Source organism: Nonomuraea sp. 3-1Str, assembly GCF_031570565.1.
GTDB lineage: Bacteria > Actinomycetota > Actinomycetes > Streptosporangiales > Streptosporangiaceae > Nonomuraea.
The window spans coordinates 1-22,480 of sequence record NZ_JALHBK010000018.1 but is presented as its reverse complement, the minus strand read 5'-3'; the positions used below and the strand labels follow the sequence as shown (position 1 = coordinate 22,480).

Below are 22,480 nucleotides of genomic sequence, written 5' to 3'. Positions count from 1 at the left end.
TCGGCCGGTGGGCCCGCCACCGTTAGACTCTTGACCGCTCAAGCCCTGGATACGGAGCTCACTCTTGTCTGACTACGACCCCGTCGAGGTGACACCGTTGCATGCCGACGAGGTGTCCCGCATGGAGGCCGAGGCCCTCGACGCCATCAAGTCGGCCGGCAGCCTCGAAGCCCTCAAGCAGGCCCGCCTCGCGCACGCGGGTGACCGCTCGCCCATCGCCCTGGCCAACCGTGAGATCGGCGCGCTGCCCCCGGCGGCCCGCGCCGAGGCCGGCAAGCGCGTCGGCACGGCTCGCAAGGCGATCGGCCAGGCCCTCGCGACCCGCCAGGCCGAGCTGGAGGCCGAGCGTGACGCGCGCGTGCTCGTCGAGGAGGCCGTCGACGTCACCCTCCCGTGGGACAGGCGGCCGCGCGGCGCCCGCCACCCGCTGACGACCATGCAGGAGCGCATCGCCGACACGTTCGTCGCGATGGGCTACGAGGTGGCCGAGGGCCCCGAGCTGGAGGGCGAGTGGTTCAACTTCGACGCCCTCAACATCGCCCAGGACCACCCGGCGCGCTCCGAGCACGACACGTTCTTCGTCGGCTCCGCCGGCTCCGGCATGGTGCTGCGCACCCAGACCTCCCCGGTGCAGATCCGCGCGCTGCTCCAGCGTGAGCTGCCCGTGTACGTGATCTCGCCGGGCAAGGTGTTCCGCACCGACGAGCTCGACGCCACCCACACCCCGGTCTTCCACCAGGTGGAGGGGCTGGCCGTGGACGAGGGCCTGACGATGGCCCATCTCAAGGGCACGCTCGACCGCTTCGCCGAGGTCATGTTCGGCGAGGGCATCACGACCCGGTTCCGGCCGAACTACTTCCCGTTCACCGAGCCGTCGGCCGAGATGGACCTCAAGTGCTTCGTCTGTCGCGGCGCCTCGGCGGTGCCCGGCAACCCGCCGTGCCGCACCTGCAAGTCCGAGGGCTGGATCGAGTGGGGCGGCTGCGGCATGGTCAACCCGCGCGTGCTGGTCTCCTGCGGGGTCGACCCGTCGAGATATTCGGGGTTCGCGTTCGGCATGGGCATCGAGCGGACGCTGATGTTCCGCCACAACGCCGAGGACATGCGCGACATGGTCGAGGGAGACGTGCGCTTCACGCTCCCGTTCGGAATGGAGATCTGATGAGGGTCCCGCTCTCCTGGCTGCGGGAGTATGTCGATCTTCCCGCGGTCACGGCGCACGAGGTGGCCGACCGGCTCACCGCGGCCGGCCTCAAGCTCGAGTCCATCGCCTCCTACGGCCACGACGTCAAGAACGTCGTCGTCGGCGAGGTCCTGGAGATCGAGGAGCTGACCGGCTTCAAGAAGCCGATCCGGCACTGCAAGGTCGAGACGGGCGAGGCGACGCCGCGCGAGATCGTCTGCGGCGCCACCAACTTCGCCGTCGGCGACCGGGTGCCGGTCGTGCTGCCGGGCGGCGTGTTGCCCGGCGGGTTCGAGGTCGGCGCGCGCAAGACGTACGGGCGCATGTCCGAGGGCATGATCTGCTCCGAGCGCGAGCTGGGCCTGACCGAGGACCACGGCGGCATCATGGTGCTGCCGGCCGACACCCCGGTCGGCGCCGACGTGGTGGAGCTGCTCGGCCTGCGCGACGACGTCATCGAGCTGGAGATCACCCCCGACATCGGCTACGCGTTGTCGATCAGGGGCGTGGCCCGCGAGGCGGCGATCGCGTTCGGCGTGCCGTTCCGCGACCCCGCCGCGGTCGAGCCGCCCCCGGCCGAGGGCACGGCCTGGCCGGCCTCGATCGCCGACCCGTCCTCCTGCGACCGGTTCGTGCTGCGCGAGGTCACCGGCTTCGACCCGGCCGCGCAGAGTCCGCTGTGGATGCGCGTACGGCTGGCGCGCGCCGGCATGCGGCCGGTGTCGCTGGCCGTCGACGTCACCAACTACGTCATGCTGGAGCTCGGCCAGCCGCTGCACGCCTTCGACCGGGCCAAGCTGACCGGGGAGATCGTCGTACGGCGGGCGCTGCCCGGCGAGCGGCTGGAGACGCTCGACCACGTGGTCCGCGACCTCGACCCCGACGACATCCTCATCACCGACCAGGCGGGCCCGCTGTCGATGGCCGGCACGATGGGCGGCCTGGACAGCGAGATCTCCGACACCACGACCGACATCGTCATCGAGGCGGCCCACTTCTCGGCCACCGGCATCTCCCGCGAGTCGCGCCGGCACAAGCTGGTGTCGGAGGCGTCCAAGCGGTTCGAGCGCGGCGTCGACCGCGAGCTGCCGCTGGCCGCGTCGTGGCGGGCCGTACGGCTCCTCGCCGAGCTGGGCGGCGGCACCGCGGGCCACGCGGTCACCCACGCCGAGACCGAGGCGGAGCCGCCGCGCATCGCCATCCCGGCCGGCTACCCCGGTGTCGTCGCCGGTGTCCCGTACACCAAGGAGACCGTCGTCCACCGGCTGGAGCAGATCGGCTGCACCGTGACCGACGGCGACGAGCCGGCCGTGCGCAGGGGCGCCGTCGACCCGACCGGCGTGGTGACCGGCGGCGAGCTGGCGGCCAGGCTCGCCGTCAGCGGCCCCGACATGATCACGGTGACGCCCCCGTCCTGGCGGCCCGACCTCACCGACCCGAACGACCTGGCCGAAGAGGTCATCCGCCTGGAGGGCTACGAGCACCTGCCGTCGGTCCTGCCCAAGGCCCCCGCGGGGGCCGGGCTGACCGAGGGACAGCGGCTGCGCAGGCGCGTCGGCCGGACCCTGGCCGCCGCCGGGTACGTCGAGGTGCTGGCCTACCCGTTCATCGGCGAGAGCGACTTCGACCGCCTGCAGCTTCCGGCCGACGACGCCCGCCGCCGGGCCGCGCGGCTGGTCAACCCGCTGGCCGACGACGAGCCGCTGCTGCGCACCACGCTGCTGCCGGGCCTGCTCAAGACGCTGGCCCGCAACGTGGGGCGCGGCTTCACCGACGTGGCCCTGTTCGAGTCCGGCTCGGTGTACCGGCCGCGCGAGGACGGCCCGGACACCGCTCCGACGCCCGGCGTGGAGCGCAGGCCGACGGAGGAGGAGCTGGCCGAGATCGAGGCTGCCCTGCCCGATCAGCCGCGCCGCGTCGCGGTCGTGCTGGCCGGCGAGTTCGAGCGGTCCGGATGGTGGGGGCACGGGCGCCAGGAGTGCTGGGCCGACGCGGTGCAGGCCGCCCGGCTCGTCGCCGCCGAGGCCGGAATCGAGCTGTCGGTCGTCGCCGACCAGCACGAGCCGTGGCACCCGGGCCGCTGCGCGGCCCTCTACGTGGGTGACACGCTCGTCGGCCACGCCGGCGAGCTGCACCCGCGCGTCATCGAGGCGTACGGCCTGCCGCCGCGCACCTCGGCCATGGAGCTGGAGCTGTCCCGGCTGGAGTCCGCCCTGCCCGGCCCGGTGGACGCCCCCAGGGTGTCGGCCTACCCGGTCGCGACGCAGGACGTGGCGCTCATCGTCCCCGACTTCACGCCGGAGGCCGACGTGGCCACGGCGCTGCGTGACGGGGCGGGGGAGCTGCTGGAGTCGATCCGGCTGTTCGACGTCTACACGGGTGAGCAGGTGGGCGAGGGCAACAAGTCCCTGGCGTACACGCTGCGCTTCCGCGCCCAGGACCGCACGCTGACGGTCGAGGAGACGACGGCGGCGCGTGACGCGGCGGTGGCGCTGGCGGCCGACCGCGTGGGGGCCCAGCTCCGCGGCGCCTGACGATCCGCATGCGAAGGGCCCGGTACGGAGGTACCGGGCCCTTCGTCGTGCGCGTCAGATCCGCTCGATCTCGGTGAGGTCGATGTCGATGTCGAACGGGACGGTCAGCTTGAGCCGGTCGCGAAAGATTCCGGTGGCGACATACGAGTCGGTGACCTTGTCGAACTCGTAGACGTAGACGATCGGCTTCTCCTTGGCCTCCTCGACCCGCCAGAAGTGCGGGATTCCGGCCTTAGCGTAGAGAACCGGCTTGCGCTCACGGTCACGTGCCCTCGACTCCGGTGATACCACCTCGACGGCGAGTATGACGTCCTTGCCGTAGTAGAAGGTGGCGTCGAGCTGCGTGACTGCGCTGGGAATGACGATGAGGTCCGGCTCCGGACGCTGCTCCGGCCCCAGAATGACGCTCATCTCCCGGCGCACTCGACAGTCAGCCGGGGCTGCTCTGCGCAGTTCGCTGTGGAGCAGAAACAGCATCGAGGTGTGGAAGTCTCGCTGGGGGCTCACGAAGACCAAGCTTCCATCAATCAACTCTGTGTGCGCAGGCAAATCCGGAATGTGATCGAGGTCTTCGGCCTTGAAGCCTCCCCGCGGCGGAGTGATCCAGTCGGGTAGCGAAGGTGGTTCCATCTCCAGGCTCACCGCTTCTGCCGTCATGGTCCTACGGTAACAAGCTAGCGCGTTCACGGTAAGTAAACCCAGCAACACGCGGCGTTTGATAGATCTGCGGCACAATGCGGTGTCATGAGGCAGTTGCTGGTGTTCGCCGAGCGGGACGATGCCGAGGAGGTCGCGGAGACGCTGGGCGAGTGGTTCCCCGAGCTCGGCACGCCCCGCGTCGTACGGGAGACGCTGGCCGGGGAGGACGACGCCGAGGACGCGCAGTGGCTCGTCGTCGCCGAAGGGCTCGACGGCGCGCACCTGGCCCGGGTCGACGCCCTCGTGGAGGAGTACGACGGGTGGCGCGAGAGCGGATGACGCCGGTCAGGCCGTGCCGGCCTCGGTGACCTGGCGCTGCTCGCGGCGCGCCTTCTCGGCCAGCGCGTGCTCGTCCGTGCGCGCGTCGTACCTCCGAAAGCCGGGCAGCGCCGCGGCGAGACCCGCGACCGCCGCCACGCACAGCAGCCCGCCCGCCCCGAGCGAGAACCTCGCCCCGCCCCAGCCGGCCATCAGCCCGGCGCGCGCGTTGCCCAGCATCGGGCCGCTGGCGTACGAGAGCAGCTCGATGCCCGCCAGCCGCCCGCGCAGCTCCTCCGGGATCGTCTGGTTCCAGATCGTCATCCGGAAGATGCCGCTGACCATGTCGGCCGCCCCCGCCAGCGCCAGGCAGGCGAACACCAGCCACACGCTGGAGGCGACCGAGGCCAGGGCCACGGCGGCGCCCCACACGGCCGCCGCGAGGATCACGCCGAGGCCCTGCCGGTGGACCCGCGACGTCCAGCCGCCCGTGAGCGAGGCCACCAGTCCGCCCACGGCCCCCGCCGAGTAGAGCAGGCCGAGCGCCCGCGCCGCGCCGAGCTGGTCGGCCAGGAACGGGAACAGCGCCGTGGACATGGCGAACACCATCGCCGCGATGTCCACGAGGTAGGTGCCCATGAGGTCGCGCCGGCGCACGGCGTAGCGGACGCCCTCGACCAGCGAGCGCAGCGACGCGGGAGCGGCGTCCTCGGCCGGCGGGCGCGAGGTGGTCCGCCGGAGCAGCAGCAGCGACAGGACGAAGCTGAGGGTGTCGGCCGCGTACGCGGTGGCCGTGCCGAACGAGGTCACGAGCAGGCCGCCGAGGGCCGGGGCGACGATCGCGCCGACGTTCCAGCGCAGGCTCTGCAGGACGGCGGCGGCGCCGAGCTGGTCGTGCCGCACGACCTGCGGCGTCAGGGACTCCAGGCTGGGCCGCTGCAGCGAGCCGATACCCGTCGACAGCGCGCCCACCACGTACAGCACCCACACCTGCGGGTCGGGCAGCAGCGCGTTGACCATGAGCATCGCCGAGGTCACGGCGAGGCCCAGCTCCCCGAGCAGGATGACCTTGCGCCTGTCGAGGGCGTCGGCGATCGCGCCGCCCCACAGCCCGCACACCACCATGGGCACGAACTCCGCGAGGCTCACCAGCCCGACCGCGATGGGGGAGCCGGTCAGCTCCTTCATCTGGTACGGCACCGCCACGACGGTGATGAACGTGCCGAACATGGTCACCACGCCCGAGGCGGTCAGCAGCCGGTAGTCGCGGGAGTCGCGCAGCGGGCCCAGGTCGGGCATGAGGCGGCGGAGCAGATGGCGGAGTCGTGACGGCACAGGCGCTGATTGTCCGGTTCGCGGACGGGCGCCGCAAACACTTTTCCGGTGTGCGAAACGGCCCCCGGGGACACCCCGGGGGCCGTTCGGCGGAAGGTCACGCGCCGGGGACCTTGTCCAGGAACCCGAGCACCCGGGCGATCCTGCCGTCCTCGGCCAGCTCCACCACGTCGAACCCGACGGCCACCGGCTCCCCGCCCTCGGGGCCCAGGTGCCAGGTGAAGCGGGCGACGTTGTTGTGGGCGTCGAACACCTCTCCGGCGCTGAAGACGAGGCCGGGGAACATGCCCTGCGCGCCCTCGATCACGGCGGCGATCGCGTCCTGGCCCTGCACCTGCGCCAGCGGGTCGGTGTAGGTGGCTTCCTCGGTCCACAGCTCGGCGACGGCCTTGGCGCGGGCGGCGGCGTCGGTCTCGTTCCAGGCGGCGACGTAGCGCTCGACCAGCTCAGCGTTCATGATTGTTCAACCTTTCGTACGAAATTTCGGTGTATGTGGGGTAAGCGGGGGGATCAGCGGAGGCGGCGCAGGCCCATGATCTGCAGCTCGGCGAAGACCGCGACCACGAGCGCCTGCAGGACCGTCCAGACCAGGCCGGGCGTCGTGAACTCCCCGGACGCCTCGACCGCGGCGACCAGGCTGGCGAGGGTCCAGGCCAGGTTCAGCCCGATCGCCGCCCTGGTGCCGGCGACGCTGACGGTCCGGCGGCTCGCCAGCACGCCGACGGCCGCGGCGTACACGAAGAGGAAGGCCCCGATCCCGCGCAGCAGGCCGGCGTCCGGCCCGAGCAGCCCGGACAGCGGCCCCGCGGCGGCCAGGTAGGCGAGGCCGTTGACCCCGGTGACGGCCGCGTCGGCGGCCAGCGCGAGGCGCAGGAACTTGGCCCGGTCGGTGGTGACGGTCACGGCGGTCACGGCGGTCATCATGGCTCCTTCTCGGTTTCGGTCTGTCTGCCGGTCCGGCCGGAGTGCCCGGTGCCGACAACCGAAAAGATGTCATCGGGGGCGGGGGTCCCGCGATTACGCCTCAGGTAATGCGTGCGCCTATCTCCGCGCCGACCTGCCCGTACGCGCGCGAAAAAAGGCCGCCGGACGGGTGTCCGGCGGCCTGGGGGAGGGGGTGACAGCGCTACGAACCGAGGATCTCCCTGCGCAGGCGGGTTTTGAGGAGCTTTCCGCCCGGATTGCGCGGCAGCTCCTCCTCCCGGAACCACACGTGCACCGGGATCTTGAACTTGGCGATCCGGCCGGCCAGGAACTCCCGCAGCTCCCCGTCGGTGACCGAGGCGCCGGGCGTCAGGCGGACCACCGCGCCCACCTCCTCGCCCAGCTCGTCGTGCGGGACGCCGATCACCGCCGCGTCGTCCACGGCCGGGTGCTCGAACAGCGCGGCCTCGACCTCGGCGCAGTAGACGTTCTCCCCGCCCCGGATCACCATGTCCTTGGCCCGGTCGACGATGTAGACGAAGCCCTCCTCGTCCATCCGGGCCAGGTCGCCCGTGTGCAGCCAGCCGTCGACGAACGTCTCGGCGGTCGCCCGGGGCTTGTTCCAGTAGCCCATGATGACGTTCGGCCCTCGTACGCACAGCTCGCCCACCTCGCCGCGCGGCAGCTCCTTGCCGGCCGGGTCCACCACGCGCACGTCCACCACGGCCGAGGGCAGGCCGATGCTGTCGGGCCGGGACAGGTAGTCGGGGCCGCCGTTGCCGATGGCCAGCGCGGTCGTCTCCGTCATGCCGTAGCCGTTGGAGGTGGCCCGCTGGGGGAGGTTCGAGGTGATGCGCTCCAGCAGCTTGGGCGGGGCCGGCGCGCCGCCGTACCCGAGGGTGGTGAGCGAGGACAGGTCGTGCGCGCCGAAGTCCGGATGCGACATGAGCTGCCAGGCGTTGGTGGGCACGCCGATCATGGTGGTGACGCGCTCGCGCTCGATGAGCCGCAGCGCCTGCCCGGGATCCCACTTGTACATGAGCACCAGCCCGCCGCCGCTGAACATCGTGGTGGTCAGCGCCGAGAAGCACCCCGTGACGTGGAACAGCGGCACGGTCAGCAGCGTCACCCGTCGCTGGCCGGCGACCTCGGAGACGTCCTTGCCGGCCAGGGCGACCGCGCGCATGAGGCCGTAGGCGACGGTCATGGGGGACTGGCCGAGGTTGCGGTGGCTGCCGAGCGCGCCCTTGGGCCGGCCGGTCGTCCCGGAGGTGTAGAAGATCGTGGCCGGGTCCTCGGGCGACAGCTCGACGTCCGGGAGCCGCGCGTCGGGCCCGGGCTCGCCCATGACCTCGGCGAGCGTGCGGGCGCCGGGGGGCGCCTCTCCCCGGGCCACGATGAGCGGCAGGCCGGTCGAGGCCAGCCTGGCGGCGCGCTCACCGTCGGCGATCAGCACCTTGGCGCCCGAGTCGGAGACGCCGTAGGCCAGCTCGGGCTCGGTCCACCACGCGTTCAACGGCACGGCGATGCCGCCGGCGGCGAGCACGGCGGAGAAGGCGATGACCCATTCGGGGTAGTTGCGCATGGCCACGGCCACCCGGTCGCCCTTGCCGACCCCGTAGTCCTCCACGAGCCGGGTGGCCAGCGTCGCCACCCGCCGGTAGTGCTCCTCGAAGGTGATGTGCTCGTCCTCGTAGACGAGGAACACCTTGTCGCCGTGGAAGCGGCTGATGTCGAGCAGGGCTCGGAAGTGGGCGGGCGCGTGCTTCCAGGTGCGCACCCCGGTGTGTCCGATCTCCTCCACCTCGAACAGCTGGCCGGGCCCGGTGAGCTGGGCTTCGACCTGGGCATGCGTGAGCGTCATGCGCAAGACTCCCGCGATGAGACGGCTGGTCCGGAAGCCTCACAGTACCGACCGGTAGGTACGGTCCGCTAGAGCAACATTCCGTTCGCCCCTTGCCCAGCGGGAACACCCGGCCCGGCGGCGTGCCGTACCCCTTCCGACTTGCATGTTCTTGCCGTGCCGTGCATCATTTCTCCTAGCAAGGACATGAGGTATCATGCATGACTATGCAAGCGTGGAGGTCAGGATGAGGGCGGCGGTCGCGGGAGCCAGCGGCTACGCGGGAGGCGAGCTGCTCCGGCTGCTGCTCGGCCACCCCGAGCTCGAGATCGGCGCGCTGACCGCGGCCTCCAGCGCCGGCAGCCCGCTCGGCGTGCACCAGCCGCACCTCGCGCCGCTGGCCGGCCGGGTCATCGAGGAGACCACCACCGAGGCGCTCGCCGGTCACGACGTCGTCTTCCTGGCGCTGCCGCACGGCCACTCCGCGGCCGTCGCCGCGGAGCTGGGCGACGACACGCTCGTGGTCGACTGCGGCGCCGACCACCGGATCTCCGACCCGGCCGCCTGGCAGGAGTTCTACGGCGGCGAGCACGCCGGCACCTGGCCCTACGGCCTGCCCGAGCTGCCCGGCCGGCGCGAGCTGCTCAAGAGCGCCCGCCGCGTCGCCGTCCCCGGCTGCTACCCCACCTCCGTCCTGCTCGCCCTGTTCCCCGCCTTCGCCGCCGGCCTGGCCGAGCCCGACGTCGTCGTGGTGGCCGCCAGCGGCACCAGCGGCGCCGGCAGGTCGCTCAAGCCCCACCTGCTCGGCAGCGAGGTCATGGGCTCGGTCAGCGCGTACGGCGTGGGCGGCGTGCACCGCCACACCCCCGAGATGGAGCAGGGCCTGTCGGCCGTCGCCGGCACACCGGTGCGCGTGTCGTTCACCCCGACGCTGGCCCCGATGAGCCGCGGCATCCTCGCCACCTGCTCGGCCCCCGCCGCTCCCGGCCTCACCCGCGCGGCCGTCCGCGACGCCTACGAGAGCGCCCTGGCCACCGAGCCGTTCGTGCGGCTCCTGCCGGAGGGCGTCTGGCCCGCCACCTCCATGACCTACGGCGCCAACACCGCGGCCGTGCAGGTGACGCTCGACGAGCGCGCCGGCCGCCTCATCGCCGTCATCGCCATCGACAACCTCACCAAGGGCACGGCCGGAGGAGCGCTCCAGAGCGCCAACCTCGCGCTCGGCCTGCCGGAAGAGCTCGGTCTCCCCACGACAGGAGTCGCCCCATGAGCGTCACCGCCCCCCTCGGCTTCCGGGCCGCGGGCGTCGCCGCCGGCATCAAGTCCGGAGCCGCCCGCGACCTCGCCCTCGTCGTCAACGACGGGCCCAGCCGCGCCGCCGCCGGCGTCTTCACCGCCAACCGCGTGAAGGCCGCCCCCGTGCTGTGGTCGGAGCAGGTCCTGCGCGGCGGCAGGGTGCGGGCGGTCGTCCTCAACTCCGGCGGCGCCAACGCCTGCACCGGCCCCGAGGGCTTCCAGGACACCCACGCCACCGCCGAGAAGGCGGCCGAGACGCTCGGCGACTCCGCCGGCGAGATCGCCGTCTGCTCCACCGGCCTGATCGGCGAGCGGCTGCCGATGGACGCCCTGCTGCCCGGCGTGGAGCAGGCCGCCTCCCAGCTCTCCCGCGACGGCGGCCTGGCCGCGGCGGACGCCATCCGCACCACCGACACCGTCTCCAAGATCTCGTTCAAGCGGGCCGACGGCTACATGGTCGGCGGCATGGCCAAGGGCGCCGGCATGCTCGCCCCGGCCCTGGCCACCATGCTGTGCGTGATCACCACCGACGCCGATCTGACCAGCGGCCAGCTCGACGCCGTGCTGCGCCGGGCCACCTCCCGCACCTTCGACCGGCTCGACACCGACGGCTGCATGTCCACCAACGACACCGTGCTGCTGCTGGCCAGCGGCGCGTCCGGCGTCGTGCCCGACCTGGCGGAGTTCGAGCAGAAGGTCACCGAGGTCTGCGCCGACCTGGCCAGGCAGCTCCTCGTGGACGCCGAGGGCGCCACCAAGGCCATCGCCATCGAGGTCGTCGGCGCCGCCTCCGAGGACGACGCCGTCACCGTCGGCCGCGCCGTCGCCCGCTCCAACCTGCTCAAGTGCGCCGTCCACGGCGAGGACCCCAACTGGGGCCGCGTGCTCGCCGCCGTCGGCACCACCCGCGCCGTGTTCGAGCCCGACCGGGTCAACGTGGCCATCAACGGCATCTGGATCTGCCGCGGCGGCGCCGTCGGCGACGACCGCTCCAAGGTGGACATGCGCCCCCGCGACGTGACGATCACGGTCGACCTGTCGGCGGGCACCCAGTCGGCGACCGTCCACACCACGGACCTGACCGCCGCGTACGTCCACGAGAACTCGGCGTACTCCTCATGACCGGCTCCTCGCTCGCCACGGCACGCGCCAACGGCGCGTACGCCAAGGTGGGCACCCTCATCGAGGCGCTGCCCTGGCTGACCCGCTTCCACGGCGCGACCGTCGTCATCAAGTACGGCGGCAACGCGATGGCCGAGGAAACGCTCAAGGCCGGCTTCGCCGAGGACGTCGTCTTCCTGCGCCACGCCGGGCTGCGGCCGGTCGTCGTCCACGGCGGCGGCCCCCAGATCAGCGAGCACCTCGACCGGCTCGGCATCGAGTCCACCTTCACCGCGGGGCTCAGGGTCACCACGCCCGAGGCCATGCGGGTGGTCCGGATGGTGCTGGTCGGCCAGGTCAACCGCGACGTGGTCGGCCTGATCAACCGGCACGGCCCGTTCGCGGTCGGCCTGTCCGGCGAGGACGCCCACCTGTTCACCGCCGAGCGCAAGCACGCCATCGTCGACGGCGAGCCCGTCGACATCGGCCAGGTCGGCGACATCGTCCGGGTCGAGCCCGGCGCGGTGAGCGCGCTCATCGACGACGGTCGCGTCCCGGTCGTCTCCAGCATCGCGCGCGGTGAGAACGGCGAGGTCTACAACGTCAACGCCGACACCGCGGCCGCCGCGCTCGCCGTCGCGCTCGGCGCCGACAAGCTCATCGTCCTCACCGACGTCGAGGGCCTTTACGCCAACTGGCCCGACGACACCGACGTGATCGACAAGCTGAACGCGGCGGAGCTGGAAGACCTGTTGCCCAGCCTGTCCAGCGGCATGGTGCCCAAGATGGAGGCGTGCCTGGCCGCGGTGCGGGGAGGAGTGCCGCAGGCGCACGTCCTCGACGGCCGGGTCCCCCATGCGCTGCTGCTGGAGATCTTCACCGACGAAGGAATCGGAACCATGGTGATGCCCGATGAGTGACCGGCCCAGCCTGTACGACAGGTTCGAGCGGGCGTTCATGCCCAACTACGGCGTGCCGCCGGTCGCGCTGGCCCGCGGCGAGGGCACCCGCGTGTGGGACGTGGACGGCAAGGAGTACCTCGACTTCATCGGCGGCATCGCGGTCACCTCCCTCGGCCACGCTCATCCGGCGCTGGTCGAGGCGGTCACCCGCCAGGTGGCGACGCTCGCCCACACCAGCAACCTGTTCCTGCACGAGCCCGAGGTGCTGCTCGCCGAGCGGCTCCTGGAGCTGCTGGACGCGCCCGCCCGTGTCTTCTTCGCCAACTCCGGCACCGAGGCCAACGAGGCGGCCTACAAGCTCGCCCTCAAGTACGGCCGGCGCGAGGGCCGCACCCACTTCGTCGCCGCCGAGAACGGCTTCCACGGCCGCACCATCGGCGCCCTGTCGCTGACCGGCAAGAAGGCCATCCGCGACCAGTTCGGCCCGTTCCCGGTGGACGTCCGCTTCGTCCCCTACGGCGACGCCGACGCGCTCAAGGAGGCCGTGAACGGCGACACCATCGCCGTCTTCCTGGAGCCCACCCAGGGTGAGGCCGGCGTCGTCCCGCCGCCCGACGGCTACCTGGCGGCGGCCCGCGAGATCTGCGACGCCACCGGAGCGCTGCTCGTCGCGGACGAGATCCAGTCCGCGATCGGCCGGACCGGCCACTGGTTCGCCCACCAGGCCGACGGTTTCACCCCCGACATCCTCACCCTCGCCAAGGGCCTCGGCGGCGGCCTGCCGATCGGCGCCTGCGTCGGCTTCGGCGAGGCCGGCACGCTGTTCGAGAAGGGCGACCACGGCTCCACCTTCGGCGGCAACCCCGTCGCGTGCGCCGCCGCCCTGGCCGTCCTCGACAACGTCGACCTCGACCACGTCCGGTGGGCCGCCCGCCGGCTGCGCGACGGCCTGGAGTCGATCGACCACCCCCTGCTCAAGGGGGTGCGGGGCCGCGGCCTGTGGCTGGCCGCCGTGCTGGAGCAGCCCGCCGCGCCCCGCGTCCAGGAGGCCGCCGCGCGCGCCGGCTTCCTCGTCAACGCCCTGCAGCCCGACGCCGTACGGCTCGCCCCGCCGCTGGTCGTCACGGGCGAGGAGATCGACGCGCTCGTGTCCGCGTTCCCCGCGATCCTGACGGAGGCGACCCCGTGACCCGGCACTTCCTGCGGGACGACGACCTCACGCCCGCCGAGCAGGCGGAGGTGCTCGACCTGGCCGAAGCCATGAAGAAGGACCGCTACGGCCACCGCCCGTTCGAGGGCCCGAAGACCGTCGCCGTGCTGTTCGACAAGCCGTCCACCCGGACCCGCGTGTCGTTCGCCGTGGGCGTCGGCGAGCTGGGCGGGCTGCCGCTCGTCATCGACGGCGGATCCTCCCAGATGGGCCGCGGCGAGCCGATCGAGGACACCGCCCGCGTGCTGGAGCGCCAGGTCGCCGCGATCGTGTGGCGCACCTCCGGCCAGGAGCGGATCGACGCCATGGCCTCCGCCTCCGGCGTCCCCGTGGTCAACGCCCTCACCGACGAGTACCACCCCTGCCAGATCCTCGCCGACCTGCAGACGGTCCGCGAGCGCTTCGGCCGCACGGCCGGGCTCACGCTCGCCTACCTCGGCGACGGCGCCAACAACATGGCCAACTCCTACCTGCTGGGCGGCGCCACCGCCGGCATGCACGTGCGCATCGGCGCCCCGGCCGGCTACCAGCCCGACGCCGCCGTCCTCGACCGGGCCGCCGCCGTCGCCGCCGGCACCGGCGGCTCGGTCCTGGTGACGTCCGACCCGGCCGCCGCGGTCGCCGGGGCGCACATCGTCGCCACCGACACCTGGGTGTCCATGGGGCAGGACGGCAAGGAGGAGCGGGTGGCCGCGCTCATGCCGTACCAGGTGAACGCCGAGCTGCTGGAGCACGCCGCCGACGACGTGATCGTGCTGCACTGCCTGCCCGCCTACCGCGGCTACGAGATCACCGAGGACGTCCTCGACGGGCCGCGCAGCGCCGTGTGGGACCAGGCCGAGAACCGCCTGCACGCCCAGAAGGCGCTCCTGCACTGGTTGGTGACCTCGGCATGACCATCCCGATGACCAAGGTGGCCCGCCAGGCGAAGATCACCGACCTGCTCGAACGGCAGGCGGTGCGCTCCCAGCCCGAGCTGGCCAAACTGCTCGCCGAGAGCGGCGTCGAGGTCACCCAGGCCACGCTGTCGCGCGACCTCGACGAGCTGGGCGCGCTCAAGCTGCGCGCCGAGGACGGCTCGCTGGTCTACGCGCTGCCCGGCGAGGGCGGCGGCCGGATCCCGCTGGCCCGGCTCGGCACCGGGGAGTCGCCCGCGGCGCGGTTGCACCGCATCGCCGAGGAGCTCCTGGTCTCGGCCGAGGCGTCCGCCAACCTGGTCATCGTCCGCACCCCGCCCGGGGCCGCGCAGTTCCTGGCCTCCGCCATCGACCACGCCGACTGGGAGTCCATCCTGGGCACGGTCGCCGGTGACGACACGATCCTCGTCATCAGCCGCGACCCGCAGGGCGGCGGGACGGTGGCCGAGGCCCTGCTCAAGGTCGCCGACCGCCGTGCCTGACCCACTCTGAGAGGTTTTCCGATCATGTCCGAGAGAGTTGTTCTCGCGTTCTCCGGAGGTCTGGACACCTCCGTGGCCATCCCGTTCCTCGCCGAGAAGATGGACGCGGAGGTCGTCGCCGTCGCGGTGGACCTCGGCCAGGGCGGCGAGGACATGGAGGCCATCCAGAAGCGCGCCCTGGACTGCGGCGCCGTGGAGTCGGTCGTGGTGGACGCCAAGGAGGAGTTCGCCGCCGACTTCTGCGTGCCGGCCCTGCGCGCCAACGCCCTCTACATGGACCGCTACCCGCTGCTGTCGTCGCTGTCGCGGCCGCTCATCGTCAAGCACCTCGTCTCGGCGGCCAAGCGGTTCGGCGGCACGGTCGTCTCCCACGGCTGCACCGGCAAGGGCAACGACCAGGTCCGCTTCGAGGCCGGCCTGGCCGCCCTCGCTCCCGACCTGCGCGTCGTCGCCCCGGCCCGCGACTTCGCCTGGACCCGCGACAAGGCGATCGAGTTCGCCGAGCAGAAGGGCCTGCCGATCGAGACCACCAAGAAGAACCCCTTCTCGATCGACCAGAACCTCTGGGGCCGCGCCGTCGAGACCGGCTTCCTGGAGGACATCTGGAACGGTCCGAGCGAGGACGTCTACGCCTACACCGCCGACCCGTCCGTCCCGCGCGACCCCGACGAGGTCGTCATCACCTTCGAGCAGGGCGTCCCGGTCAAGCTCGACGGCCGCTCCCTGACCCCGTACCAGGTGATCGAGGAGCTCAACAGGCGCGCCGGCGCGCAGGGCGTCGGCCGCATCGACATGGTCGAGGACCGCCTCGTCGGCATCAAGTCCCGCGAGGTGTACGAGGCGCCCGGCGCCATCGCGCTGATCACCGCCCACATGGAGCTGGAGAACGTCACCGTCGAGCGCGACCTGGCCCGCTTCAAGCGCGGCGTCGACCAGCGGTGGAGCGAGCTCGTCTACGACGGACTGTGGTTCTCCCCGCTCAAGCACGCCCTCGACGCGTTCATCGACGACGCCCAGCGGCACGTCTCCGGCGAGATCCGCATGACCCTGCACGGCGGGCGCGCCACCGTCACCGGCCGGCGCTCCGACGACTCGCTGTACGATTTCTCGCTGGCCACCTACGACACCGGTGACAGCTTCGACCAGTCCCTCGCCAGGGGCTTCGTCCAGCTCTTCAGCCTGCCCGCGAAGATCGCGGCGGCCCGGAACGCCAGGCATGGCTGACGTGCACTATGGTCGCCCAGGTGATCCCGCACCGGCGCGACCATGAAAGTTGACCAGGAGGAGATGACGGTGAGTGAGGCGAAGCCGATGCGGCTGTGGGGCGGACGCTTCGAGGGGGGTCCGGCCGACGCGCTGACCCGGTTGTCGGTGAGCGTGCACTTCGACTGGCGGCTCGTGCCGTACGACCTGGCGGCGTCCCGCGCGCACGCCCGCGTGCTCAACCGCGCCGGGCTGCTGGACGACCAGGAGCTCGACCGCATGATCGGCGCGCTGGACGACCTGGAGCGCGCCTGCAAGGCCGGCGAGTTCCGGCCGACGGTCGCCGACGAGGACGTGCACACCGCGCTGGAGCGCGGCCTGCTGGAGCGGCTCGGCTCGCTCGGCGGCAAGCTGCGCGCCGGCCGCAGCCGCAACGACCAGATCGCCACCGACCTGCGCCTCTACCTGCGCGACCACGCGCGCACCGTCGTCTCCCGGCTGGTGGAGCTGGAGACGGCGCTGATGGAGCAGGCCGAGCAGCACGCCGACACGGCCGCGCCCGGCATGACGCACCTGCAGCACGCCCAGCCGGTGTCCTTCGGCCACCAGCTGCTCGCCCACGTCCACGCCTTCGCCCGTGACATCGACCGGATCACCGACTGGGACAGGCGGGCCGCGGTCTCGCCCCTCGGCGCGGGCGCGCTGGCCGGCTCGTCGCTGCCGCTCGACCCGCAGGCGGTGGCCGCCGAGCTGGGCTTCGACAGCGCAGCGCCCAACTCGATGGACGCCGTGTCCGACCGCGACTTCGCCGCCGAGTTCCTCTTCGACGCCGCCATGATCGGCGTGCACCTGTCCAGGCTCGGCGAGGAGATCGTGCTCTGGGCCTCGCAGGAGTTCCGCTGGATCGAGATGGACGACGCCTACTCCACCGGCTCGTCGATCATGCCGCAGAAGAAGAACCCCGACGTGGCCGAGCTGGCCCGCGGCAAGTCCGGGCGCCTCATCGGCAACCTCATGTCGCTGCTGACCACCCTCAAGGGCCTGCCGCTCACCTACAACCGCGACCTGCAGGAGGACAAGGAGCCGGTCTTCGACGCCGTCGACACCCTCCTGCTCGTCCTGCCCGCGATGGCCGGCCTGGTCGCCACCATGCGGGTCAACACCGCCCGGCTCCAGGCGTCGGCGCCCGACGGGTTCGCCCTGGCCACCGACCTTGCCGAGCTGCTCGTACGGCGTGGCGTCGCCTTCCGCGAGGCGCACGAGGCCGTCGGCCACCTGGTCGTCTACTGCCAGTCCTACGACAAGGACCTGGGCGACCTCACCGACGAGGAGCTGATCAAGGTGTCGGAGCACCTGACGCCCGACGTCCGCGACGTGCTCAACGTGCCCGGCGCGCTGGCCGCGCGCAAGGCCCACGGCGGCACCGCCCCCGACCGCGTGCGCGACCAGCTCTCCGCGCTGCGCGAGGCCGTCGACGCCCAGGCGGCGTGGGCGGCGGGCTCCTGACCTCCGCGCCGCTGCCGCGCTCGTTCTTCGACCGGCCGTCCCACGAGGTGGCGCCCGACCTGCTCGGGCGCGTTCTCGTCCACGGCGGCGCCGACGGAACGGTCGCGGTGCGGCTCACGGAGGTCGAGGCGTACGGCGGGCCGGGCGAGGACCCGGCCGCCCACACCTACCGGGGCAGGACGCCCCGCAACGCGGTGATGTTCGGGCCGCCGGGCCACCTGTACGTGTACTTCACCTACGGCATGCACTTCTGCGCCAACCTGGTGTGCCTGCCGGAGGGCCACGGGTCGGCCGTGCTGCTGCGCGCAGGGGAGATCGTGGCCGGGCACGAGCTGGCCCGGCTGCGGCGCTCCGGCAACGGCCGCGCCCCCGCCGCGGCGCCACGCCGGGTCCCCGACCGCGACCTCGCCCGGGGCCCCGCGCGCCTGGCCACCGCCCTCGGCCTGCTGCGCGAGCACAACGGGCTCGACGCGATACGCGGGGGCGCGAGCGGCCACGCCGTCCCGGCCGGCCTGACCGGTGTGCCCGCCGGGGCCGCCGCCGTGCTGAAGGGGGCACCGCCCGAGCCGGAGACGATCAGGTCAGGCCCGCGCACCGGGATCTCCACGGCCAAGGACACGCCGTGGAGGTTCTGGATCGACGGCGACCCGACCGTGTCGCCGTACCGGGCTCACGTGCCGCGCCGCCGCAGCGCCGCCGCCACCTCGGTGGGAGAGACGCCCAGCTCGTGAGCGCTGAGGAGGTGCAGATGGTCGCCGGTGTCGATCTCCAGCATCTCGCTGCGCAGGCCGTACCTGCGGCGCACGTCCACCTTGACGTCCCGGATGTCCTCCCACGGCACGTGCCGCCGCCCCGCGAACCCGTGCACCACCGTGATCCCGTCCTCCGCGACCGACAGCCGCACGGGCACGAGCACGTCCCGCAGCCCCATGGCGCCCACGAGAAGCGCCGCCGGCACCGCCAGGAGCACCCCGCGCAGGTCTCCGTTCAGGTACCAGAAGACGGCGAGACCCGCGCACCCCAGAGCCCCTAAGATCTTCGAAACGGCCAGCTCGCGACGGACCCTCCACATGGTTGCCGAGCGTATCCAAGTGGCGGGGTGAGGCCACGATCGGGCAGGCTGTAACCATCCACCGTCTATCGGAAAGCCAGCACCGTGACCGACATTCTGGACGAGCTCGAATGGCGCGACGTCCTCGCGCAGACCACCGACATCGCGGCCCTGCGCGAGTCGCTGTCGAAGGGTCCGATCACGGTCTATGCCGGCTTCGACCCGACCGCCCCGTCCCTGCACATGGGCAACCTGGCGACCCTGCTGATCCTCACCCGGTTCCAGCAGGCCGGCCACCGGCCGATCGGGCTGGTCGGCGGGGCGACGGGCCTGATCGGCGACCCCAGCGGCCGCAGCACCGAGCGGGTGCTCAACACCACCGAGGTCGTCGCCGAGTGGGTGAGCAAGATCCGGGTGCAGGTGGAGAAGTTCCTCTCCTTCGAGCCCGGCCCCACCGCCGCCGCGCTCGTCAGCAACCTCGACTGGACCGCCGAGCTGTCGGCCATCGACTTCCTGCGTGACGTCGGCAAGCATTTCCCGATCAACCGCATGCTGGCCCGCGACTCCGTGGCGAGCCGGCTCGGCGGCGACGGGCTCAGCTACACCGAGTTCAGCTACCAGATCCTGCAGTCCAACGACTACCTGGAGCTGTACCGCCGGCACGCCTGCACCCTGCAGGTCGGCGGCAGCGACCAGTGGGGCAACATCACCGCCGGCGTCGACCTGATCCGCCGCGTCGAGGGCGCCCACGTCCACGCGCTCACCGGCAAGCTCATCACCAAGGCCGACGGCACCAAGTTCGGCAAGACCGCGGGCGGCGCCGTGTGGCTCGACCCGGCGCTCACCTCGCCGTACGCCTTCTACCAGTACTGGCTCAACGCCGACGACCGCGACGTGGTCCGCCTGCTCAAGGTGTTCACCTTCCGCACGCGCGAGGAGATCGACGAGCTGGAGAAGTCCGTGGCCGATCGGCCGTTCGCCCGGGAGGCGCAGCGCACGCTGGCCGAGGACCTCACCACGATGGTCCACGGCGCCGACGAGCTCGCGGCCGTCGTCGCGGCGTCCAAGGCGCTGTTCGGCCAGGGCTCGCTGGAGGAGCTGCCCGCCGCGACGCTGGAGGCCGCGCTGGCCGAGGTGCCCAAGGCCGTCGTGCCGGCGCTCGGGGCGCCGCTGGTCGACCTCATGGCCGAGAGCGGGCTGGTGGAGTCCAAGTCCGCCGCCCGCCGTGCGGTCAAGGAGGGCGGGGCGTACCTCAACAACGTCAAGATCACCGACGAGTCGTACGTGCCGGCGGCCGAGGACCTGCTCCACGGGCGGTTCCTGGTGCTGCGGCGCGGCAAGAAGTCGGTCGGCGGCGTCGTCGTCGGCTGACGCACCCGTTCGTTCGCCGCGGGCACTCTCCTCACGGGGAGGGCCCGCGCGCGTGCCCGGACTCGTGCGGTCAGCGCCGGGACCGGGCGAACAGCGCCACGGTCAGGCCCGGCAGCTCGGCCGAGTGCCAGGCCGACGCCCGCTCGAACCCGGCCTCCTCGACGGCCTTCACTCTCGGCAGGTTCCCGCCCGCCGCCTTGGCGCCGCGCCACACCACCCAGACGCGTCGCCGGTCCCGCAGCGCCCCGGCGACGTCCGAGCGCTCGGGGAACCCGAACCCGTCCGCCTGCGGGGCGTCGCCCAGCCGCAGCACGTCCGCCGCCGGACCCGAAGGCGCGTAGTAGTCGAAACCGGCGCGCACCGAGCTCTGCCCGAACACGATCGCGTCGCCCTCCCGCGCCGCGACCCGCCGGACCGCGCCCGGGAAGTCCTCGAACCTCCCGTTGGCGGAGCGCAGCTCCGTGTGCCGGTCCAGTCCCGCGACCGCCGTGACCGCCACCAGCAGGCAGCCCGCCGCCGCGGCCGCGACGGGAGGCCGGACCGCCGCCACGGCCAGCGCCGCCAGCAGTGCCAGGGCCGGGGCCGTGACGAACAGGTACCGGTCCACGTACAACGGCGTGATGAGCAGCGACACGGTGAGCAGCAGCAGCGGCGGCGCCATGAGCCAGGCCGCCAGCGTCCCCGACCAGGCACGGTCACGCGGCCACAGTGTTGCCGCACCGGCGAGCGCCACGGCGAACAGGATCACCCCGGCCGTCTCCGCCCCCGTCACCATCTTGGGGAACTTCAGCAGCACCTCCGGCCCACGCTCCTGGATCCAGCTCACCGCGTGTCGCTCGCCGTACCCGACCAGGCCGAGCACCAGCGCGGGAACGCAGCCGGCGACCATCGCCGGCGCGGCCCGGGTCAGCAGCTCACGGCGGGACAGCGCCGCGAGCAGGACCGGCAGGTGCGCGGGCAGCGTCAGCACGGCGAACAGGTGCGTCGAGCACACGAACGCGACCGACACCCCGTACAGCACCCACCCGCCCCGGCGCGGCGTTCCCGTGAGGCGGTGGAGGGTCCACAGCGAGAACACCACGGCCGCGGCCGCGAACGCGTACGGCCGCGCGAACGCCCCGTAGTACGACACGGAGGGCAGCACGGCGAACACCGCCGCCGCCGTCACCCCGGCCCGGCCGCTGTGCAGCCGCCGCCCCAGGTCGGCGAGCAGGCCCGCAGCCACCACGATCGCCAGCGCGGACGGCAGCCGGAGCCACAGCTCCGCCGTGCCGATCAGGGTCCAGAAATGCATGAACAGGTAGTACGGCAGGAAATGCCCGTCGATGTGCCGGGCCAGCTCCCACAGTCCCGCCAGGGAGCGGGAGGCCGCGCTGATCGTGGCCAGCTCGTCGCCGTTCAGGGAGGACGTGCCGGATCCGCTGAGCGCCGCCACCCCGGCCACCACGCCCATCGCCCATGCCTTCCACCAGCGGGCGCCGGAAACCGCCGGGGCATATGGGGGATTCGGGGCAAGGGTGGCGCTCGTCACCGGGGCAGAATACGCGCATAGGCTCGGAGGCATGCCTGAAGTGATCGTATTCGACCTGTACGGCGTGATCGCACGGACCCAGACCGAGGCGGCCAGGGAACGCCTGGTCGAGCTGGCAGGTGTGCCGGCGGAGCACTTCTGGCGGGCGTACTGGGCCTGCCGTCCCGCCTACGACGCGGGCCAGGAGGGCGTTGCGTACTGGGAGACGGTGGCCGGTCACCTGGGGACCCGGTTCGCCGACGTGCCGGCGCTGCTGCGGGCCGACCTGGAGAGCTGGTCCCAGGTGGACGAGGAGATGGTCGGGCTGGTGTGCGAGCTCGCCGACGAGGGGCGCAGGCTCGGGCTCCTGTCCAACATCATCGAGGACCTGGTGCCGGTGTGGGAGACGCGGCACGGGTCGTGGCTGGGGAGGTTCGCGGCGCTGACGTTCTCATGCCGGATCGGGGTGGCCAAGCCCGACCCGCGGGCGTACGAGATCTGCGCGGACAGGATGGGGGTGTCCCCGTCGGACGTGCTCTTCTTCGACGACAACGAGGCGAACGTGGTGGCGGCGCGCGAGGCCGGCATGGCGGCGGAGCTGTTCCTCTCCGCGGACCAGGTACGCGCCCTGACGGCGCGCTTCTGATCCCCGTGGCTGAGCCGGCGCAGGTCAGAGCTGGTACGGCGGCCAGGAGGCGCGCCGGGGCGTGGTGAGATTTGACGAGTGGTGGATGTCGACCTAGTCTTTGTCTCCGCCCGGGAGTGAGCCGGACGCCAGATGGCGGCCGGGCCCCAGGCAAAACCCTTCAAAGCGAGCCACTCGGCCGGCGTGACATGTCACGTGCGGGTCCGGGTCGTTCTGGGTGTGTCCACATCACTGGAAAACCGGTTGATTCGACACGGCCAGAGTGACACGGTAAGTTAGACGGGTTGCCCCAGAGACGGGGCGGCGAAACTTAGCAGAACATCACGATCTGGAGTTTGACACCGGATCGGAAAGCCTGATAAGATAGCGATACGGAGTTTGTGCCTCTCGCAGTTCTGGGGAGTACGCGTCCGTTTCTTGAGAACTCAACAGTGTGTTAAAAGCCAGTGCATGATGCACAACCCCGTCATTTCGGTGACGGATTCCTTTTTTCAGTTAGGTTCAGACCT

21 protein-coding genes are annotated in these 22,480 nt (G+C 72.1%); 14 read left to right on the top strand and 7 right to left on the bottom strand.

The window, feature by feature from the left end:
• The first annotated feature begins 121 nt into the window (after positions 1-121).
• Together pheS and MTP10_RS26115 are read left to right on the top strand one after the other, a co-directional pair.
• A complete protein-coding gene (pheS, locus tag MTP10_RS26120; protein ID WP_310712457.1) occupies positions 122-1,162 on the top strand; it encodes a phenylalanine--tRNA ligase subunit alpha in 1,041 nt (346 codons plus the stop codon).
• A complete protein-coding gene (locus tag MTP10_RS26115; protein WP_310712321.1) occupies positions 1,162-3,717 on the top strand; it encodes a phenylalanine--tRNA ligase subunit beta in 2,556 nt (851 codons plus the stop codon). The genes pheS and MTP10_RS26115 overlap by 1 nt, the downstream gene beginning before the upstream one ends.
• Positions 3,718-3,771: 54 nt before the next feature.
• Here MTP10_RS26115 and MTP10_RS26110 read toward each other — a convergent pair whose 3' ends face one another.
• Entirely contained in the window at positions 3,772-4,374 is a 603-nt protein-coding gene (locus MTP10_RS26110) for a Uma2 family endonuclease (protein WP_310712320.1), read from the bottom strand.
• Between the two features lie 87 nt (positions 4,375-4,461).
• On the opposite strand from MTP10_RS26110, the gene MTP10_RS26105 reads away from it, so the two are divergent.
• Positions 4,462-4,695 carry a hypothetical protein gene (locus MTP10_RS26105; protein ID WP_310712319.1) on the top strand — a complete coding sequence of 78 codons (234 nt, stop codon included), beginning with the start codon at positions 4,462-4,464 and terminating at the stop codon, positions 4,693-4,695.
• A gap of 6 nt (positions 4,696-4,701) precedes the next feature.
• Here MTP10_RS26105 and MTP10_RS26100 read toward each other — a convergent pair whose 3' ends face one another.
• The 4 genes from MTP10_RS26100 to MTP10_RS26085 form a co-directional block, all read right to left on the bottom strand.
• Positions 4,702-6,009, bottom strand: coding sequence for an MFS transporter (locus MTP10_RS26100; protein ID WP_310712318.1), 1,308 nt, complete (start codon positions 6,007-6,009; stop codon positions 4,702-4,704).
• A 97-nt stretch (positions 6,010-6,106) separates the two neighbouring features.
• Positions 6,107-6,466, bottom strand: a complete 360-nt coding sequence (locus tag MTP10_RS26095) for a nuclear transport factor 2 family protein (RefSeq protein WP_310712317.1) — start codon at positions 6,464-6,466, stop codon at positions 6,107-6,109.
• A gap of 53 nt (positions 6,467-6,519) precedes the next feature.
• Positions 6,520-6,933: a hypothetical protein gene (locus tag MTP10_RS26090; RefSeq protein ID WP_310712316.1), complete on the bottom strand. Its 414-nt coding sequence runs from the start codon at positions 6,931-6,933 to the stop codon at positions 6,520-6,522.
• Between the two features lie 202 nt (positions 6,934-7,135).
• On the bottom strand, positions 7,136-8,797 hold the full coding sequence (locus MTP10_RS26085) for a class I adenylate-forming enzyme family protein (RefSeq protein WP_310712315.1): 1,662 nt from the start codon (positions 8,795-8,797) through the stop codon (positions 7,136-7,138).
• A gap of 226 nt (positions 8,798-9,023) precedes the next feature.
• Here MTP10_RS26085 and argC point away from each other — a divergent pair, with 226 nt between their 5' ends.
• The 9 genes from argC (at position 9,024) to MTP10_RS26040 (ending at position 18,124) form a co-directional block, all read left to right on the top strand.
• Complete coding sequence (gene argC / locus MTP10_RS26080) at positions 9,024-10,046, top strand: N-acetyl-gamma-glutamyl-phosphate reductase (protein ID WP_397334516.1); 1,023 nt, start codon at positions 9,024-9,026, stop codon at positions 10,044-10,046.
• Positions 10,043-11,194, top strand: a complete 1,152-nt coding sequence (argJ, locus tag MTP10_RS26075) for a bifunctional glutamate N-acetyltransferase/amino-acid acetyltransferase ArgJ (RefSeq protein ID WP_310712313.1) — start codon at positions 10,043-10,045, stop codon at positions 11,192-11,194. The genes argC and argJ overlap by 4 nt, the downstream gene beginning before the upstream one ends.
• A complete protein-coding gene (argB, locus tag MTP10_RS26070; RefSeq protein ID WP_310712312.1) occupies positions 11,191-12,093 on the top strand; it encodes an acetylglutamate kinase in 903 nt (300 codons plus the stop codon). Before argJ ends, argB begins: the two co-directional genes overlap by 4 nt.
• Positions 12,086-13,264: an acetylornithine transaminase gene (locus MTP10_RS26065; protein WP_310712311.1), complete on the top strand. Its 1,179-nt coding sequence runs from the start codon at positions 12,086-12,088 to the stop codon at positions 13,262-13,264. The genes argB and MTP10_RS26065 overlap by 8 nt, the downstream gene beginning before the upstream one ends.
• On the top strand, positions 13,261-14,181 hold the full coding sequence (argF, locus tag MTP10_RS26060; protein ID WP_310712310.1) for an ornithine carbamoyltransferase: 921 nt from the start codon (positions 13,261-13,263) through the stop codon (positions 14,179-14,181). Before MTP10_RS26065 ends, argF begins: the two co-directional genes overlap by 4 nt.
• Positions 14,178-14,684, top strand: coding sequence for an arginine repressor (locus MTP10_RS26055; protein WP_310712309.1), 507 nt, complete (start codon positions 14,178-14,180; stop codon positions 14,682-14,684). The genes argF and MTP10_RS26055 overlap by 4 nt, the downstream gene beginning before the upstream one ends.
• A gap of 24 nt (positions 14,685-14,708) precedes the next feature.
• The gene (locus MTP10_RS26050; protein WP_310712308.1) at positions 14,709-15,908 is read left to right on the top strand and encodes an argininosuccinate synthase; all 1,200 of its coding nucleotides are present in this window, start codon (positions 14,709-14,711) and stop codon (positions 15,906-15,908) included.
• 63 nt (positions 15,909-15,971) lie between these two features.
• Entirely contained in the window at positions 15,972-17,393 is a 1,422-nt protein-coding gene (gene argH, locus MTP10_RS26045) for an argininosuccinate lyase (RefSeq protein ID WP_310712456.1), read from the top strand.
• Entirely contained in the window at positions 17,375-18,124 is a 750-nt protein-coding gene (locus tag MTP10_RS26040; protein ID WP_310712307.1) for a DNA-3-methyladenine glycosylase, read from the top strand. The genes argH and MTP10_RS26040 overlap by 19 nt, the downstream gene beginning before the upstream one ends.
• On the opposite strand, the gene MTP10_RS26035 is transcribed toward MTP10_RS26040, so the two are convergent.
• On the bottom strand, positions 18,064-18,465 hold the full coding sequence (locus tag MTP10_RS26035; RefSeq protein WP_310712306.1) for a PH domain-containing protein: 402 nt from the start codon (positions 18,463-18,465) through the stop codon (positions 18,064-18,066). The genes MTP10_RS26040 and MTP10_RS26035 overlap by 61 nt on opposite strands.
• An 84-nt stretch (positions 18,466-18,549) precedes the next feature.
• Here MTP10_RS26035 and tyrS point away from each other — a divergent pair, with 84 nt between their 5' ends.
• A complete protein-coding gene (gene tyrS / locus MTP10_RS26030; RefSeq protein ID WP_310712305.1) occupies positions 18,550-19,815 on the top strand; it encodes a tyrosine--tRNA ligase in 1,266 nt (421 codons plus the stop codon).
• Positions 19,816-19,885: 70 nt separating this feature from the next.
• Here tyrS and MTP10_RS26025 read toward each other — a convergent pair whose 3' ends face one another.
• The gene (locus tag MTP10_RS26025; RefSeq protein ID WP_397334512.1) at positions 19,886-21,346 is read right to left on the bottom strand and encodes a glycosyltransferase family 39 protein; all 1,461 of its coding nucleotides are present in this window, start codon (positions 21,344-21,346) and stop codon (positions 19,886-19,888) included.
• A 31-nt stretch (positions 21,347-21,377) separates the two neighbouring features.
• Here MTP10_RS26025 and MTP10_RS26020 point away from each other — a divergent pair, with 31 nt between their 5' ends.
• A complete protein-coding gene (locus MTP10_RS26020) occupies positions 21,378-21,971 on the top strand; it encodes an HAD family hydrolase (protein WP_397334511.1) in 594 nt (197 codons plus the stop codon).
• The last annotated feature ends 509 nt before the right edge of the window (positions 21,972-22,480 follow it).